This window comes from Pseudomonas trivialis, assembly GCF_036864995.1.
Taxonomy (GTDB): Bacteria; Pseudomonadota; Gammaproteobacteria; order Pseudomonadales; family Pseudomonadaceae; genus Aquipseudomonas; species Aquipseudomonas trivialis.
This window is the reverse complement of record NZ_CP142151.1, coordinates 5,153,958-5,170,242: the sequence shown is the minus strand read 5'-3', so window position 1 is coordinate 5,170,242 and position 16,285 is coordinate 5,153,958. Positions and strand designations below refer to the sequence as shown.

The 16,285-nt window shown below is 62.6% G+C and carries 13 protein-coding genes and 1 pseudogene; 11 read left to right on the top strand and 3 right to left on the bottom strand.

Features of this window, described 5'->3' with window-relative positions:
- The first annotated feature begins 77 nt into the window (after positions 1–77).
- Together ilvA and VRB54_RS22970 are read left to right on the top strand one after the other, a co-directional pair.
- Complete coding sequence (gene ilvA, locus VRB54_RS22975; protein WP_338478873.1) at positions 78–1,592, top strand: threonine ammonia-lyase, biosynthetic; 1,515 nt, start codon at positions 78–80, stop codon at positions 1,590–1,592.
- A gap of 39 nt (positions 1,593–1,631) precedes the next feature.
- Positions 1,632–2,044 (top strand): annotated as a pseudogene (locus tag VRB54_RS22970) (DUF2269 family protein).
- A gap of 94 nt (positions 2,045–2,138) precedes the next feature.
- Here the strand turns inward: VRB54_RS22970 and VRB54_RS22965 are convergent.
- On the bottom strand, positions 2,139–2,795 hold the full coding sequence (locus VRB54_RS22965; RefSeq protein WP_338478872.1) for an HAD family hydrolase: 657 nt from the start codon (positions 2,793–2,795) through the stop codon (positions 2,139–2,141).
- Between the two features lie 143 nt (positions 2,796–2,938).
- On the opposite strand from VRB54_RS22965, the gene VRB54_RS22960 reads away from it, so the two are divergent.
- Together VRB54_RS22960 and ptsP are read left to right on the top strand one after the other, a co-directional pair.
- A complete protein-coding gene (locus VRB54_RS22960) occupies positions 2,939–3,418 on the top strand; it encodes an RNA pyrophosphohydrolase (protein WP_003234706.1) in 480 nt (159 codons plus the stop codon).
- 22 nt (positions 3,419–3,440) lie between these two features.
- The gene (ptsP, locus tag VRB54_RS22955) at positions 3,441–5,720 is read left to right on the top strand and encodes a phosphoenolpyruvate--protein phosphotransferase (RefSeq protein ID WP_209986037.1); all 2,280 of its coding nucleotides are present in this window, start codon (positions 3,441–3,443) and stop codon (positions 5,718–5,720) included.
- Between the two features lie 124 nt (positions 5,721–5,844).
- Here the strand turns inward: ptsP and VRB54_RS22950 are convergent, their stop codons facing one another.
- Positions 5,845–6,591, bottom strand: a complete 747-nt coding sequence (locus VRB54_RS22950) for an NRDE family protein (protein ID WP_338478871.1) — start codon at positions 6,589–6,591, stop codon at positions 5,845–5,847.
- Between the two features lie 215 nt (positions 6,592–6,806).
- On the opposite strand from VRB54_RS22950, the gene lgt reads away from it, so the two are divergent.
- Positions 6,807–7,619, top strand: a complete 813-nt coding sequence (gene lgt, locus VRB54_RS22945) for a prolipoprotein diacylglyceryl transferase (RefSeq protein ID WP_057006477.1) — start codon at positions 6,807–6,809, stop codon at positions 7,617–7,619.
- Positions 7,620–7,666: 47 nt separating this feature from the next.
- A complete protein-coding gene (locus VRB54_RS22940) occupies positions 7,667–8,500 on the top strand; it encodes a thymidylate synthase (protein WP_122307967.1) in 834 nt (277 codons plus the stop codon).
- Between the two features lie 134 nt (positions 8,501–8,634).
- Here VRB54_RS22940 and cadR read toward each other — a convergent pair whose 3' ends face one another.
- Positions 8,635–9,075, bottom strand: a complete 441-nt coding sequence (gene cadR / locus VRB54_RS22935; RefSeq protein ID WP_338478870.1) for a Cd(II)/Pb(II)-responsive transcriptional regulator — start codon at positions 9,073–9,075, stop codon at positions 8,635–8,637.
- Positions 9,076–9,160: 85 nt separating this feature from the next.
- Between cadR and VRB54_RS22930 the strand changes: the two genes are divergently transcribed.
- The 5 genes from VRB54_RS22930 (at position 9,161) to VRB54_RS22910 (ending at position 16,224) form a co-directional block, all read left to right on the top strand.
- Positions 9,161–11,386, top strand: coding sequence for a heavy metal translocating P-type ATPase (locus tag VRB54_RS22930; RefSeq protein ID WP_338478869.1), 2,226 nt, complete (start codon positions 9,161–9,163; stop codon positions 11,384–11,386).
- 16 nt (positions 11,387–11,402) lie between these two features.
- Positions 11,403–12,266: a LysR family transcriptional regulator gene (locus tag VRB54_RS22925; protein ID WP_338478868.1), complete on the top strand. Its 864-nt coding sequence runs from the start codon at positions 11,403–11,405 to the stop codon at positions 12,264–12,266.
- A gap of 143 nt (positions 12,267–12,409) precedes the next feature.
- The gene (locus VRB54_RS22920; RefSeq protein ID WP_231422751.1) at positions 12,410–13,474 is read left to right on the top strand and encodes a putative 2-aminoethylphosphonate ABC transporter ATP-binding protein; all 1,065 of its coding nucleotides are present in this window, start codon (positions 12,410–12,412) and stop codon (positions 13,472–13,474) included.
- A 1-nt stretch (position 13,475) separates the two neighbouring features.
- Positions 13,476–15,182 carry a putative 2-aminoethylphosphonate ABC transporter permease subunit gene (locus VRB54_RS22915; protein ID WP_338478867.1) on the top strand — a complete coding sequence of 569 codons (1,707 nt, stop codon included), beginning with the start codon at positions 13,476–13,478 and terminating at the stop codon, positions 15,180–15,182.
- Between the two features lie 19 nt (positions 15,183–15,201).
- Entirely contained in the window at positions 15,202–16,224 is a 1,023-nt protein-coding gene (locus VRB54_RS22910) for a putative 2-aminoethylphosphonate ABC transporter substrate-binding protein (RefSeq protein WP_231422749.1), read from the top strand.
- Positions 16,225–16,285: the final 61 nt, after the last annotated feature.

Below are 16,285 nucleotides of genomic sequence, written 5' to 3'. Positions count from 1 at the left end.
GGGATTCGTGTGGTCGTACGGCCAAAGGCCGGGTTAGACTCACCGGTCCTGTCCCACTCGCCCAGTGATTGCCGCCGATGCTTGAAGACTACGTCAAAAAGATCCTCACCTCGCGCGTTTACGACGTTGCCGTAGAAACCCCGTTGCAGATCGCCCCGCAGCTTTGCGAACGCCTGGACAACAAGGTCTGGCTCAAACGCGAAGACTTGCAGCCGGTGTTTTCGTTCAAGATTCGCGGCGCCTACAACAAGCTCACCCAGCTCAGCAGCGAGGAGCGCGCACGCGGCGTGGTCACCGCGTCGGCGGGCAACCACGCCCAAGGCCTGGCCCTGGCGGCCAAGGTGCTGGGGGTCAAAGCCACTATCGTGATGCCCAAGACTACACCCGAGATCAAGGTCGAAGGCGTGCGCTCCCGGGGCGGCATCGTGGTGCTGCACGGCGATTCCTTCCCGGAGGCGCTGGCCTACTCGCTCAAGCTGGTCGACGAACAAGGCTACGTCTACATCCATCCCTACGATGATCCGCACACCATTGCCGGGCAGGGCACCGTGGCGATGGAAATCCTGCGCCAGCACCCTGGGCCTCTGGACGCGATTTTCGTGCCGGTGGGCGGCGGCGGGTTGATCGCCGGCATCGCGGCGTACGTGAAATACCTGCGCCCGGAGATCAAGGTCATCGGCGTCGAGCCGGACGATTCCAACTGCCTGCAAGAGGCCATGGCCGCCGGCGAACGCGTGGTGCTGCCGACCGTGGGCCTGTTTGCCGATGGCGTGGCGGTGGCGCAGATCGGCCATTACACCTTCGAAATCTGCAAGAATTATGTGGATGAAGTGATTACCGTCAGCACCGATGAAATCTGCGCGGCGATCAAGGACATCTACGACGATACCCGCTCCATCACCGAGCCGGCCGGCGCACTGGGCGTGGCCGGTATCAAGAAATACGTGGAGACCCGCGGCGTCAGCGGGCAGACGTTCGTTGCCATCGACTCCGGCGCCAACGTTAACTTCGACCGCCTGCGCCATGTGGCCGAGCGCGCCGAACTGGGCGAGGGCCGCGAAGCTATCATCGCCGTGACCATCCCCGAACGGCCGGGCAGCTTCAAGGCGTTCTGCGAGGCCGTGGGCAAGCGTCAGATCACCGAGTTCAACTACCGTTACCACTCCGGCAGCGAGGCGCACATCTTTGTCGGCGTGCAGACCCACCCGGACAACGACCCGCGCAGCGCGCTGATCGCCAGCCTCACCCAGCAGGGTTTCCCGGTGCTGGACCTGACCGAGAACGAACTGGCCAAATTGCACATTCGTCATATGGTCGGCGGGCATGCGGCGCATGTCAGCAATGAAGTGGTGTTCCGTTTCGAGTTCCCGGAGCGACCGGGGGCCTTGTTCAACTTCCTTAACAAGTTGGGCGGGCGCTGGAACATCTCGATGTTTCACTACCGTAACCACGGTGCGGCAGACGGCCGTGTGGTCGCCGGCCTGCAAGTGCCAGCGGACGAACGTCACCTGGTGCCGGCGGCCCTCGACGCGATTGGCTACCCGTACTGGGATGAAAGCGAGAACCCGGCCTACACACTCTTCCTCGGATAGTGACTACGCTGCAGGCGCGACCTTTAAGGAATACGAGCGATGGAAACCCTGATCACCCTGAAAGTTATCCACATTGCTGCCACGGTATTGCTGTTGCTCAGCGGTATTGGCCTGGCGCTGCTGGCTTGGCGCAAACGCAGCGCAGGCCCGGTGGTGACCCTGCAGCGCCCGTGGGTGTTTGTATGGTTATTGATGGGGGGTGCGTGGTGAGCATGCCGTTCACCGGCTGGTGGCTGGCACACCTGACGGGCTGGCCGCTGGGGCAAACCTGGATTCTGGGCTCGAGTATTGTGTATACCGTGGCCGCGCTGGCCTGGTTCTGGCTGGTGGCGCGGCTCAATCGCCTGCGCAGGGGTGAGGGTGGCAGCCTGAACTTCACGCGGGTGCTGGCGGTGGTCAGCCTGGTGGGGTTTGTGGTGATTGCCGGGTTGATGGGGGCCAAGCCGGTTTAGAAGCCGAGTTGCCTGCATCGGGAGCAAGCCCCTCCCACATGTTGATCTGTGAATACAGTCAAGTGTGGGAGCTGGCTTGCCTGCGATAGGGTCGTCAGCCGCGCAGGGTAATCACCGGCCAGCCACGCTTCTCGGCCTCAGCCCGCAGATTCGGGTCCGGGTCCACCGCCACCGGGTGTGTCACCTGCTCCAGCAACGGCAAATCATTCATCGAATCACTGTAGAAATAACTGTCTTCCAGGCTGTAGCCGGTCTCTTCCAGCCAACGGTTCAAGCGCGTCACCTTGCCTTCGCGAAAGCACGGTACGTCGGTGCTGCGCCCGGTGTAGCGCCCATCAACCTCTTCGCATTCAGTAGCGATCAGCGTCTCGACCCCCAGCAGTTCGGCAATCGGCGCGGTGACGAAGCGGTTGGTCGCGGTGATGATCACCAGCTTGTCGCCGGCGGCGCGGTGCCTGGCCAGCAGCTGTGCCGCCAGCGGCAGCATCAGTGGCGTGATGCAGTCGCGCATGAAGTCGCGGTGCCATTCATCCAACTGGGCCCGCTCGGTGCGGCCGAGGACTTCCAGGCTGAAGTTGAGGTAGGCGGCATTGTCGAGCCGGCCGGCCAGGTAGTCCTGATAGAACTCATCGTTACGCGCCTTGTAGGCCACCGCGTCGAGAATCCCGCGCTCGCACAGGTAATCGCCCCAGGCGTGGTCGCTGTCACCGCCGAGAAGGGTGTTGTCCAAGTCGAATAAAGCCAGGCGCATTGCAGTTACTCGCTGAAAAGTCTGTAAAAAGGCGTCCAGAATACGGACTTTTCACAAGAGTGCACATAAGCTAAGAAGCCTCGTTGCCGCTTGATCAACCTTTGTGGAACAATGCGGCGACATGCGTTTGCGAGGTTGTTGCCGTGATCGACCCCGATGGTTTCCGTCCTAATGTCGGGATCATTCTTACGAATGATGCCGGACAGGTGCTATGGGCTCGCCGAATCAACCAGGATGCCTGGCAGTTTCCTCAAGGCGGAATCAACCCCGACGAATCCCCTGAAGACGCCTTGTACCGTGAGTTGAACGAAGAAGTGGGCCTTGAACGCGAAGATGTGCAAATTCTGGCCTGCACCCGTGGCTGGTTGCGCTATCGTTTGCCGCAACGCCTGGTGCGTACCCACAGCCAACCGCTGTGCATCGGCCAGAAGCAGAAATGGTTTCTTTTGCGCCTGATCTCCAACGAGCAGCGGGTGCGGATGGATTTGACCGGTAAACCGGAGTTCGATGGCTGGCGCTGGGTCAGCTATTGGTACCCGTTGGGCCAGGTGGTGACATTCAAGCGCGAAGTGTATCGTCGCGCGCTCAAAGAGCTTGCCCCGCGCCTTTTATCGCGCGACTGACGACGGAGTTCGACCCCGAGCCATGCTCAATACGCTGCGCAAGATCGTCCAGGAAGTTAACTCCGCCAAGGATCTCAAGGCGGCGTTGGGGATTATTGTGTTGCGCGTCAAGGAAGCCATGGGCAGCCAGGTCTGCTCGGTCTACCTGCTGGACCCCGAGACCAACCGTTTTGTGCTGATGGCCACCGAGGGCCTGAACAAGCGCTCCATCGGCAAGGTCAGCATGGCGCCCAACGAGGGGCTGGTGGGCCTGGTGGGGACGCGTGAAGAACCGCTCAACCTTGAACACGCAGCCGATCACCCTCGTTACCGCTACTTTGCCGAAACCGGTGAAGAGCGCTACGCGTCCTTCCTCGGCGCACCGATCATTCACCACCGCCGCGTCGTCGGCGTGTTGGTTATCCAGCAAAAGGAACGTCGTCAGTTCGATGAAGGGGAAGAAGCCTTCCTCGTGACCATGAGCGCGCAGCTCGCCGGGGTTATCGCACACGCCGAGGCGACGGGCTCGATTCGCGGCCTGGGCCGTGAGGGCAAGGGTATCCAGGAGGCCAAGTTCATTGGCGTGCCGGGTTCGCCGGGCGCAGCGGTCGGTACGGCAGTGGTCATGTTGCCGCCGGCCGACCTCGATGTGGTGCCGGACAAGACCGTCAAGGACATTGACGCCGAAATCAAACTGTTCAAGACCGCCCTGGAAGGCGTGCGCGCCGACATGCGCAACCTGTCGACCAAGCTGGCCACCCAACTGCGCCCCGAAGAGCGTGCGCTGTTCGACGTATACCAGATGATGCTCGACGACGCGTCCCTGGGTAACGAAGTCAAGACCGTGATCAAGACCGGCCAGTGGGCCCAGGGCGCACTGCGCCAGGTGGTCACCGATCACGTCAACCGTTTCGAATTGATGGACGACGCCTACCTGCGCGAGCGCGCCTCGGATGTGCGCGACCTTGGTCGCCGTCTGCTGGCCTACCTGCAGGAAGACCGCACCACCAACCTGGTCTACCCCGACAACACCATCCTGATCAGTGAAGAACTGACCGCCACCATGCTCGGCGAAGTGCCGGAGGGCAAGTTGGTGGGCCTGGTGTCGGTACTGGGTTCGGGTAACTCCCACGTCGCGATCCTGGCCCGGGCCATGGGCATCCCGACGGTGATGGGCCTGGTGGAACTGCCGTATTCCAAGGTCGATGGCATCGACATGATCGTCGACGGTCATCGCGGTGAAGTCTTCACCAACCCCAGCGAGCTGCTGCGCAAGCAGTACGCCGAAGTGGTGGAAGAAGAGAAACAACTGGCGCTGGGCCTCGATTCGCTGCGCGAACTGCCGTGCGTGACCCTCGACGGCCACCGCGTGCCGCTGCTGGTGAACACCGGCCTGCTTGCTGACGTCGCCCGCGCGCAACAGCGCGGTGCCGAAGGCGTTGGGCTGTACCGCACCGAAGTGCCGTTCATGATCAACCAGCGATTCCCGAGCGAGAAGGAACAGCTGGCGATCTACCGCGAGCAACTGCAGGCGTTCCACCCGTTGCCGGTGACCATGCGCAGCCTCGATATCGGCGGCGATAAATCCCTTTCGTATTTCCCGATCAAGGAAGACAACCCCTTCCTCGGTTGGCGCGGCATCCGCGTGACCCTCGACCACCCGGAAATCTTCCTGGTGCAGACGCGCGCCATGCTCAAGGCCAGCGAAGGCCTGAACAACCTGCGCATCCTGCTGCCGATGATCTCCGGCACCCACGAGCTGGAAGAGGCGCTGCACCTGATCCACCGTGCCTGGGGCGAAGTGCGCGACGAAGGTTCGGACGTGCCGATGCCGCCGATTGGCGTGATGATCGAAATCCCGGCGGCGGTGTACCAGGCCAAGGAACTGGCGCGGCAGGTGGACTTCCTGTCGGTCGGCTCCAACGACCTTACCCAATACCTGCTGGCTGTGGACCGCAACAACCCGCGCGTGGCCGACCTCTACGACTACCTGCACCCGGCGGTTCTGCAAGCCCTGCAACATGTGGTGCGCGACGCCCATGCCGAAGGCAAGCCGGTGAGCATCTGCGGCGAAATGGCCGGCGACCCGGCAGCGGCGGTGCTGTTGATGGCGATGGGTTTTGACAGCCTGTCGATGAACGCCACCAACTTGCCGAAGGTGAAGTGGATGCTGCGTCAGGTGGAACTGGGCATGGCCAAGGAGCTGCTGGCCGAGCTGATGACCATCGACAATCCGCAAGTTATCCACAGCTCGTTGCAACTGGCGCTGAAAAACCTGGGGCTGACGCGGATGATCAACCCGGGTTCTGCCAAGACGCTCTGAATGCTGCAGACGATCCAAATGTGAGAGGGGGCTTGCTCCCGATAGCTGAGTGTCAGTCAACAACTATTTGACTGATAGACCGCTATCGGGAGCAAGCCCCTCCCACATTGAATCTGTTTTGGGATTAGAGGTTGAGTTCGATTTCACCCAATCGCCCACCCTGTGGGCCGAAACTGCGCTCCACCATGCGCCGCGTACCGTCTGCATTCACAATCAGCGCCGTACTCACCCGCGTTCCGTAACTGGCGCTGGCGATAAACACGCTGGATAACAGACTCTCGGTGGCCAACCCCACGCCGGTATCCGGCAACTGCGCAAACGGTGCGGTCTGCGGGTCGCTCATGATCGCCAGCAAGGCTTGCGGCTGTGGGTCTTCCAGCAACTCGCCCAGCGCCGCTCTGGCCTTGAGCAACTTCGGCCAGGGGGTGTCCAGGCCGGCATTGGACAAGCCATAAACCCCAGGCTTCAAGCGGGTCGGCTGGCTCTCGTTGGCGTTGTAATGCCACATTTCGTCCCGCGTACCCAGCAGCAGGTTAAACCCGGCATATTCAATCGAACGGCCATTAACTTCGGCCAAATATTGGTCAATGGGCTGCGAACCACTGAGAAACCGTGCCACTAGCTCACCGCGTGAGGTGCGTGCTGGTGGCTGGTGCGGCTCGCGGATATTGGTCAGGGCGGCAAAGCGCCCGTCGGCACTGATTCCCAGCCAGGTGCCGCCGGCTTCCTGGTCACGGCCGGCGTAAACATCAGGCGCGTCCGGCCATTGGGCCAGCGGCAGAGTGGGGCGTGCGTAGAATTCATCGCGGTTGGCCGCGACGATCAGCGGCCGGGCATGGCCCGGCCGCCAGGCGAAGACAATCAGGCACATCGGGTGATTCCCTGTTGTGTTTTTTGCCACTCTACCCACACAACCGCAGGCGTTCCATGACAACGCAGTTGGGCCGCGCACCTTCCATCCGTTAACATGCCGGGCTGTTTGGTTGTATGTGAACTTCCTGATTGATCTGGCCGCTGTAACGCAGGCTTAATCGCGCATCGGCATGGTCCGGTGCGTCATGACTAACTGTTTAACGAGGAGTCGCAATGCTGCCTTACCCGCAGATCGACCCGGTGGCCCTGGCCATTGGTCCGCTGAAAATCCATTGGTACGGGTTGATGTACCTGGTCGGCATCGGCGGTGCCTGGTTCCTGGCGTCCCGGCGCCTGAACCGCTTCGACCCAACCTGGACCAAGGAAAAGCTCTCCGACCTGATCTTCTGGTTGTCGATGGGCGTGATCGTCGGCGGGCGACTGGGCTATGTGTTGTTCTACGATCTGCCGGCGTACGTCGCCAACCCTACGCTGATCTTCGAGGTGTGGAAGGGCGGCATGGCGTTCCACGGCGGCTTTATCGGCGTGATGATCGCCGCCTGGTGGTTTGGCCGCCGCAACGGCAAGTCGTTTTTCCAGCTGATGGACTTTATCGCGCCGATGGTGCCGATTGGCCTGGGCGCCGGGCGCATTGGCAACTTCATCAACGCCGAATTGTGGGGCAAGCCGACCGACGTGCCGTGGGCCATGGTGTTCCCGCCGTTCAGCGACCCGGCGCAACTGCCGCGCCACCCGTCGCAGTTGTACCAGTTCGCGTTGGAAGGTGTGGCACTGTTCCTTATCCTTTATATCTTCTCGCGCAAGCCACGCCCGACCATGGCCGTGTCGGGGATGTTCGCGCTGTTCTACGGGATCTTCCGCTTCATCGTCGAGTTCGTGCGGGTGCCGGACGCCCAGTTGGGCTACCTGGCGTGGGGCTGGTTGACCATGGGGCAAGTGCTGAGCCTGCCGATGATCATCGCCGGCCTGGGCATGCTGTGGTGGGCCTACAACCGCCCGCAAGGCATCAAGAACGCCGCGCTTTAAATACGAATGCCGAGGTGCGCCTCGGCTTCAACGATACAGGTAAGCACATGAAGCAATATCTCGAACTGCTGAACGACGTCGTGACCAATGGCCTGACCAAGGGCGACCGTACCGGCACCGGCACCAAAGCCGTGTTCGCCCGTCAGTATCGGCATAACCTGGCCGACGGCTTCCCGCTGCTGACCACCAAGAAGCTGCACTTCAAAAGCATCGCCAACGAACTGATCTGGATGTTGAGCGGTAACACCAACATCAAGTGGCTCAATGAGAACGGCGTAAAAATCTGGGACGAATGGGCCACCGAAGACGGCGACCTCGGCCCGGTGTACGGCGAGCAGTGGACCGCCTGGCCGACCAAAGACGGCGGCACCATCAACCAGATCGACTACATGGTGCACACGCTCAAGACCAACCCCAACAGCCGCCGCATCCTGTTTCACGGCTGGAACGTCGAGTACCTGCCCGACGAAACCCAAAGCCCTCAGGAAAACGCGCGCAACGGCAAGCAGGCCCTGCCGCCGTGCCATTTGCTGTACCAGGCGTTCGTGCATGACGGCCACCTGTCGATGCAGTTGTATATCCGCAGCTCCGACGTGTTCCTCGGCCTGCCGTACAACACCGCCGCGCTGGCGTTGCTCACCCACATGCTGGCCCAACAGTGCGACCTGATCCCTCACGAGATCATCGTTACCACTGGCGACACCCATGCCTACAGCAACCACATGGAGCAGATCCGCACCCAGCTGGCGCGCACGCCGAAGAAGCTGCCGGAGCTGGTGATCAAGCGCAAGCCTGCGTCGATCTACGATTACAGGTTTGAAGATTTCGAGATCGTGGGCTACGACGCTGATCCGAGCATCAAGGCTGACGTCGCGATCTAAGCGTCGTTCTCGGTCAAGTGTGGGAGGGGCTTGCTCCCGATAGCGGTGTGTCATTCAAGCATCTGTTGACTGACGCTCTGCAATCGGGAGCAAGCCCCCTCCCACATTTGGATCTGGTGTTAATCCTTGCGGTATCAGTGCCCGTGGCTGCGACCCACGTGCGAAGGCTCCGCTTCGCTGGCCTGCACACTTCCGCTTACCTCCAGCCGCTGCAGAATCCCGCACTCCGGCCCGCCGCCACAGCGCTGGCGCAGGTCGAGCAGCTGTTCCTGCAACGCCAGCAGCCCGTCGATACGTGCTTTCACATGGTGGATGTGCTCATCAACCAACGCATTCACGTTCTCGCACTGGTCCTGCGGGCTGTCGCGCAGGCCGAGCAGGCTGCGGATTTCTTCGAGGGTCATGTCCAGGCTGCGGCAGTTGCGGATGAAGATCAGTCGCTCGGTGTGCGCCAGGGTGTACACGCGGTAGTTGGCCTCGGTGCGCGCCGGGGGCGGCAGCAGGCCTTCCTTCTCGTAGTAGCGGATGGTTTCCACTGCGCAGTCGGTGTGTTTGGCCAATTCGCCGATCTTCATTGCAGCAATCTCCAAATGGGTGCTTGACCCTATAGTGGCTACAGGGTCTTTACTTGGCAACAGGCACCTTTAAGGACGCGACAGAATGAGCGATTCCCCGCACACCCACGATCATGCACCCAAAAAACTCACGCCCGTGCACAACCATGGCGGCGCCTGCTGTTCCGGTGAGCCGGCGCCGGCGCGGGTGCAACTGAGCGAGGCACCCACGGCGGGCTCGCGCCTGAGCACCTTTCGTATCGAAGCGATGGACTGCCCCACGGAGCAGACGCTGATCCAGAACAAACTGGGCAAGCTGACCGGCGTGCAGCAGCTGGAATTCAACCTGATCAACCGTATCCTCGGCGTTACCCATGACCTGCCGAGCACCGCGCCGATCGTCGAGGCGATCAAGTCCCTGGGGATGCAGGCCGATCCGATTGAAGAGGGCACGCCGGCCGCCGAGCCGCCGGCGAAAAAACACTGGTGGCCGCTGGCGTTGTCCGGCGTCGGCGCGCTGGGCGCCGAGGTGCTGCATTTTTCCGGCGTGGCGCCGACCTGGCTGATTGCGCTGGTGGCGCTGGTGTCGATCCTCAGCGGCGGCCTCACCACCTATAAAAAGGGCTGGATCGCCCTGAAGAACCTCAACCTCAACATCAACGCGCTGATGAGCATTGCGGTGACCGGCGCCGTGTTGATCGGCCAGTGGCCGGAAGCGGCGATGGTGATGTTCCTGTTCACCGTGGCCGAGTTGATCGAAGCCAAATCCCTGGACCGCGCGCGCAATGCCATCAGTGGTTTGATGCAGATGACGCCGGAGCAGGCGACGGTGCAGCAGGCTGACGGAAGTTGGGTCGAAAAGGACGTCAAAGGTATCGATCTAGGCGCCATCGTGCGGGTCAAACCCGGCGAGCGCATCGGCCTGGACGGTGAAGTCACCGCCGGCCAGTCCACCATCGACCAGGCGCCGATTACCGGTGAAAGCCTGCCCATTGAAAAGACCGTGGGCGACAAGGTCTTCGCCGGCACCATCAATCAGGCCGGTTCCCTGCAATACAAAGTGACGGCGGCGGCCAACAACTCCACGCTGGCGCGGATCATCCACGCCGTGGAACAGGCCCAGGGCGCCCGCGCGCCGACCCAACGTTTTGTCGACAGCTTTTCGAAGATCTACACCCCCGTGGTGTTCCTGTTTGCCCTGGGCGTGGCAATCATCCCGCCGTTGTTCATGGCTGGCGCCTGGTTCGACTGGATCTACCGCGCCCTGGTGCTGCTGGTGGTGGCCTGCCCCTGCGCGCTGGTGATTTCCACCCCGGTGACCATCGTCAGTGGCCTGGCGGCGGCGGCGCGCAAGGGCATCCTGATCAAGGGCGGCGTTTACCTGGAGGGCGGTTACAAACTCGACTACCTGGCTCTGGACAAGACCGGCACCATCACCCACGGCAAGCCGGTGCAAACCGATTACCTGGCGCTGTTCCCCAGCATCGAAGACAGCGCCCCCGCGCTTGCCGCCAGCCTGGCCGGGCGTTCAGACCACCCGGTGTCGCTGGCAATCGCCAGCGCGGCTGTGGATAAAAAACTGCCGGTGCACGCTGTGGATAACTTCGAAGCCCTGCCCGGTCGCGGGGTGCGCGGCGATATCAATGGTCAGACCTACCACCTGGGCAACCATCGCCTGGTGGAAGACCTGGGCCTTTGCTCGCCCGAACTGGAAGAAAAGCTGTTCGCCCTGGAGAAACAAGGCAAGTCCGTGGTGCTGCTGCTCGACGCGTCCGGCCCGCTTGCGCTGTTCGCCGTGGCCGACACGGTGAAAGACAGCAGCCGCGAAGCCATCCGGCAATTGCACGAGCTGGGCATCAAGACCCTGATGCTCACCGGCGACAACACCCACACAGCGCAGGCGATTGCCGCCCAGGTCGGGATCGACCAGGCCCAGGGCGACCTGTTGCCCACCGACAAGCTGCAAGCCATCGAAACCCTCTACCAGCAGGGCCACCGCGTCGGCATGGTCGGCGACGGCATCAACGACGCCCCGGCCCTGGCCCGCGCCGAAATCGGCTTTGCCATGGCGGCGACCGGCACCGACACCGCCATCGAAACCGCCGACGTCGCGCTGATGGACGATGACTTGCGCAAGATCCCGGCATTCATTCGTTTGTCGCGACAAACCTCGCGTATCCTCAAGCAGAACATCGCCCTGGCGCTGGTGATCAAGGCGATCTTCCTGGCCGTCACCTTCCTCGGCATGGCCACCATGTGGATGGCGGTGTTCGCCGACATGGGCGTGAGCCTGCTGGTGGTGTTCAATGGCCTGCGCCTGTTGCGCAAATAAACGATGAGGGGCGGGTGTGCTGAGTGCCGAGCTGAAAGCGTTTTTCATGGTCGCCCGCCTGGGCAGCATCACCCAGGCGGCAAAAAAGCTCGGCCTGAGCCAGCCCACCGTCACCACTCAGATTCGTCATCTGGAAAGCCAATACGGCATTGAGCTGTTCTACCGTGGCGGGCGCCGCCTGACGGTCAGCGACGACGGCGCGCGGATGCTGCCGATGGTCAAGGCGCTGTTGCAGCAGGAAGCGGATATCGAGTTTTTCCTGCGCAACAATGGCCAGGTGCAGGGCGCGCTGAGAATTGCCGCCACGGCGCCGTACTACATTCTCGACCTGGTCAAAGCCTTCCGCGAGCGCCTCCCACTGGTGGACGTGTCGGTGGAAATCGGCAACTCGCAGCAGGTGCTTGAAGCGCTGGATGACTATCGCGTCGACGTCGCCGCGTCTTCGCAACTGCTGGAAGACCCGCGGTTGATTCGTCGCGTATTGGGCAGCGACCCGCTGGTGCTGGCGGTGCATCGCAATCATCCGCTGGCTGCGCTCGATCATGTGCCGCTCACGGCCCTGGCCGGGCACACCTTGTTGATGCGCGAAGCAGGTTCCACCACGCGCCGGTTGACCGAAGAGATGTTGCACGGCGCCTGCGTAAGTTACGGCCCACTGCTGGAAATCGGCAGCCGCGAATCGATCCGCGAGGCGGTGCTGCGCAATATCGGTATCAGCATCATTGCGCGACAGGAAGTGCCCCATGACCCGCAGTTGCGCGTGCTGACCATCGAGAATGCGCCGCAGATTCCGGAGTATCTGTACTGCCTCAAGGAGAGGAAGGGCGCGCGCTTGCCGGCGGCGTTTCTGGGGTTGGCGCAGGAGATGTCGCCGCTCTGAGGTTTTGTGGTGGCCCAGACAACTCATTCCTTAAGGCCTACCCAAACCCACCAATACCACTATCACCGGGTTTTGCCTTCCTGCCACACCCGCGACGCATTGCCCCCCTAGCATGGCCTTCATCCGTTTGATGAGGTGTCCCCATGAACACAGCCCTGAACAACCCCGGTGCGCCGATGCGCGTGCGCGGTATCCAGAAACGCTTCGGTGCCTTCACCGCGCTGGACAACGTGTCCCTGGACGTCGCCGCCGGCGAGCTGGTGTGCCTGCTGGGCCCGTCCGGTTGCGGCAAGACCACCTTGCTGCGCTGCATCGCCGGCCTTGAGCGTCAGGACAGCGGTGAGCTTTACCTGGGCGAGCGCGACGTATCGCTGTTGCCGCCCCAGGCGCGGGACTACGGCATTCTGTTCCAGTCCTACGCGCTGTTTCCCAACCTCACCGTCGAAGCGAACATCGGCTACGGCCTCACCGGCAGCGGCCGCGATGAAGTGCGCCAGCGCGTCGGCCAGATGCTCGAACTGGTAGACCTGGTCGGCAGTGAAAAGAAATACCCCGGCCAACTTTCCGGCGGCCAGCAGCAGCGCGTGGCCCTGGCGCGCGCCCTGGCACCGGCGCCGTCGTTGCTGTTGCTGGACGAACCCATGTCGGCCCTCGACGCCCGGGTGCGTGAGCACCTGTGCACCGAACTGCGCCAGCTGCAACGGCGGCTGGGCGTCACCACGCTGATGGTCACCCATAACCAGGACGAAGCCATGTTGATGGCCGACCGTATTGCCGTGATGAACAACGGCAAGGTCGAGCAATACGCCACACCCCAAGCGATCTACGACCGTCCGGCCACGCCGTTCGTGGCCGAGTTTGTCGGCCAGGGCAACTGGCTGCCGTTCAGCCGCAACAGTGCCAGCCACGCTCAGGTCGGCGGGCTGAACATGCGCCTGGCCGACGATGCGGGCGTGGCCACCTCCGGGCGGCTGTTCTGCCGCCCGGAAGCCATCAGCGTCAACCCGCCCGTGCATGAAGAAAACCTGTTCCCGGCCAAGGTGCGCGAGATCACGTTCCTCGGCAACCGCTGCCGCATGAGCTTCGAGCTTGAGCACTTGCCCGGCCACCCGCTGCTGGCCGAACTGGCCCCGGAAGCCATGCCGCGCCTGGGCGCCCAGCACATTTGGGTGGCCCTGCCGCCGCGCAGCCTGCAGGTGTTCGCCTGAGATGGCGGCGGTCATGACGTTGCCGCGCCAGGTGTCGCGCGCTGAAATGGGCGACCGCCTGTTCGTGCTCGGCGGCAAGCTGGTGTGGTTGCTGCTGCTGGGCGTCGCGGTCCTGCTGCCGTTGCTGGCGATCTTCTGGCGCGGCTTCAGCAGCGAGGCCGGGCAGGGCGGCGGGCTGGTAGCGGCGCGGGAACTGGTCACCAGCGACAACTTCCACTGGCTGCTGGGCAATAGCCTGAAAGTCTCCCTCAGCGTGGCGGCGATTGTCGTACCGCTGGCCTACCTGTTCGCCTACGCCCTGCAACGCACGTTGATCCCCGCCAAGCCGATCTGGCGCGGCCTGTCGCTGCTGCCGCTGATGGCCCCGTCGATGCTGCCGGGCATTGCGCTGGTTTACCTGTTCGGCAACCAGGGCCTGCTGCGCGGATTGCTCGCGGACAATATCTACGGTTTCTGGGGGATCGTGCTGGGGGAGGTGATCTACACCTTCCCACACGCTTTGATGATTCTGCTGTCGGCGCTCTCGCTGGCGGATGCGCGGCTGTTCGATGCCGCATCGAGCATGGGCGCCAGTCCCGCCCGGGCGTTTCGCAGCATCACCTGGCCGGCCACGCGCCAGGCAGTGTTTGCCGCGTTCTGCCTGGTGTTTACCCTGACCATCACTGATTTCGGCGTGCCGGTGGTGGTGGGCGGTGATTATCAGGTGCTGGCGCTGGAAGCCTACAAAGCGGTGGTCGGCCAGCAACAGTTCGGGCGCGGCGCGTTGATCGGCATGGTGTTGCTGCTGCCGGCGCTGTTCAGCTTTGGCGTCGATGCCTGGTTGCGCCGTCGCCACGGCGACGCCATGAGCGGCCGCGCCCAGGTTTTCCGGCCGGCGCCATCGCGGGCACGGGACGCCTGCTACCTGGCCATCGTGGTGCTGATCTGCGCCGCGCTGTTGCTGGTCTTCGGCATGGCGGTGTACTCCTCGCTGGTGAAATTCTGGCCGTACAACCTGTCGCTGTCGCTCAGTCACTACCAGTTCGAAGACACCGCCGGCGGCGGCTGGCTGGCCTACCGCAATAGCCTGACCCTGGCACTGTGCAGCGCATTGATCGGCAGCGCGCTGATCTTCACCAGCGCTTACCTGATGGAAAAAACCAAGGGTCAGAAGGGCCTGAACCTGGCCCTGCGCCTGCTCAGTTTTGTGCCGATGGCGGTGCCGGGCCTGGTGCTGGGCCTGGGCTACGTGTTCTTTTTCAATCTCAACGGCAACCCGCTGCATGTGTTCTACGGGACCATGACCCTGCTGGTGGTGTGCACCATTGCGCATTATCTGACCACTGCGCAGATGACCGCCACCACTGCGCTGCGCCAGTTGGACGCCGAGTTCGAAGCCGCTGCGCTGTCCCTCAAGGCGCCGCTGTACCGCCATTATTTGCGCGTGACCGTGCCGATCTGCCTGCCGGCGCTGCTGGACATCGTGCGCTACCTGTTTGTGTCGGCGATGACCACCGTGTCCGCCGCCATCTTCCTCTACAGCCCCGACACCATCCTCGCCGCCGTCGCCGTGTTGAACATGGACGACGCCGGCAATGTGGGCGGCGCGGCGGCGATGTCGACCCTGATTCTGTTCACCTCAGGCAGCGTCTCGCTGTTGCTGGCGTGGGCCTCACGTGGCGCATTGCGCCGCTCTCAAGCCTGGCGCCAGAGCGCGCCCGGCCAATAACCCTTGAAGGAGGTGTTCCATGTTCAAGCCCCTGACGCTGGTCGCTGCAGTCCTCACCGCATTCAGCCTGAATGCCTTCGCCAAGACCGAACTGACCGTGTACACGGCCCTCGAAGCCGAGCAGTTGAAGACCTACAAACAAGCCTTCGAAAAAGCCAACCCTGACGTCGAGATCAAATGGGTACGCGACTCCACCGGCATCATCACCGCCAAGCTGCTGGCCGAAAAAGCCCGCCCGCAGGCTGACGTGGTGTGGGGCCTGGCGGCATCGAGTCTGGCGATCCTCGATCAGCAGGGCATGCTTGAAAACTATGCGCCGAAGGATCTGGACAAGATCGGCAAAAACTACCGCGACGCCGCCAACCCACCGGCCTGGGTCGGCATGGACGTGTGGGCGGCGACCATTTGCTTCAACACCGTTGAGGCCGAGAAACAGGGCCTGACCAAACCGGTGAGCTGGCAGGACCTGACCAAACCCGAATACAAGGGCAAGATCGTGATGCCAAATCCTGCGTCGTCCGGCACTGGCTTCCTCGACGTCAGCGCCTGGCTGCAAACCTTCGGCGAGAAGCAGGGCTGGCAGTACATGGACGACCTGCACCAGAACATCGGCCAGTACGTTCACTCCGGCTCCAAGCCGTGCAAGCTGGCCGCCTCCGGGGAATTCCCGATTGGTATCTCGTTTGAATACCCGGCCGTGCAGTTGAAACGCCAGGGCGCGCCGCTGGACATCATCCTGCCCAAGGAAGGCCTGGGCTGGGACATTGAAGCCACCGCTGTGATGAAAGGCACTGCCCACGCCGACGCGGCCAAAAAGCTTGCCGACTTCTCCGCCAGCCCGGCGGCAATGGACCTGTACAAGGACAACTTCGCCGTGCTCGCCCAACCGGGCATCGCCAAGCCGCAGACCGAATTGCCGGCGGACTACGAGCAGCGCCTGATCAAGAATGACTTTGCGTGGGCGTCGAAGAACCGCGACAGCATCCTGACCGAGTGGCGCAAGCGCTATGACGGCAAGTCGGAGAAGGTGGCGGGCCAGTAAGGTTTTCTTAAGGCTGATGGCCTCATCGGGAGCAAGCCCCCTCCCACATTTGAATGTGTTC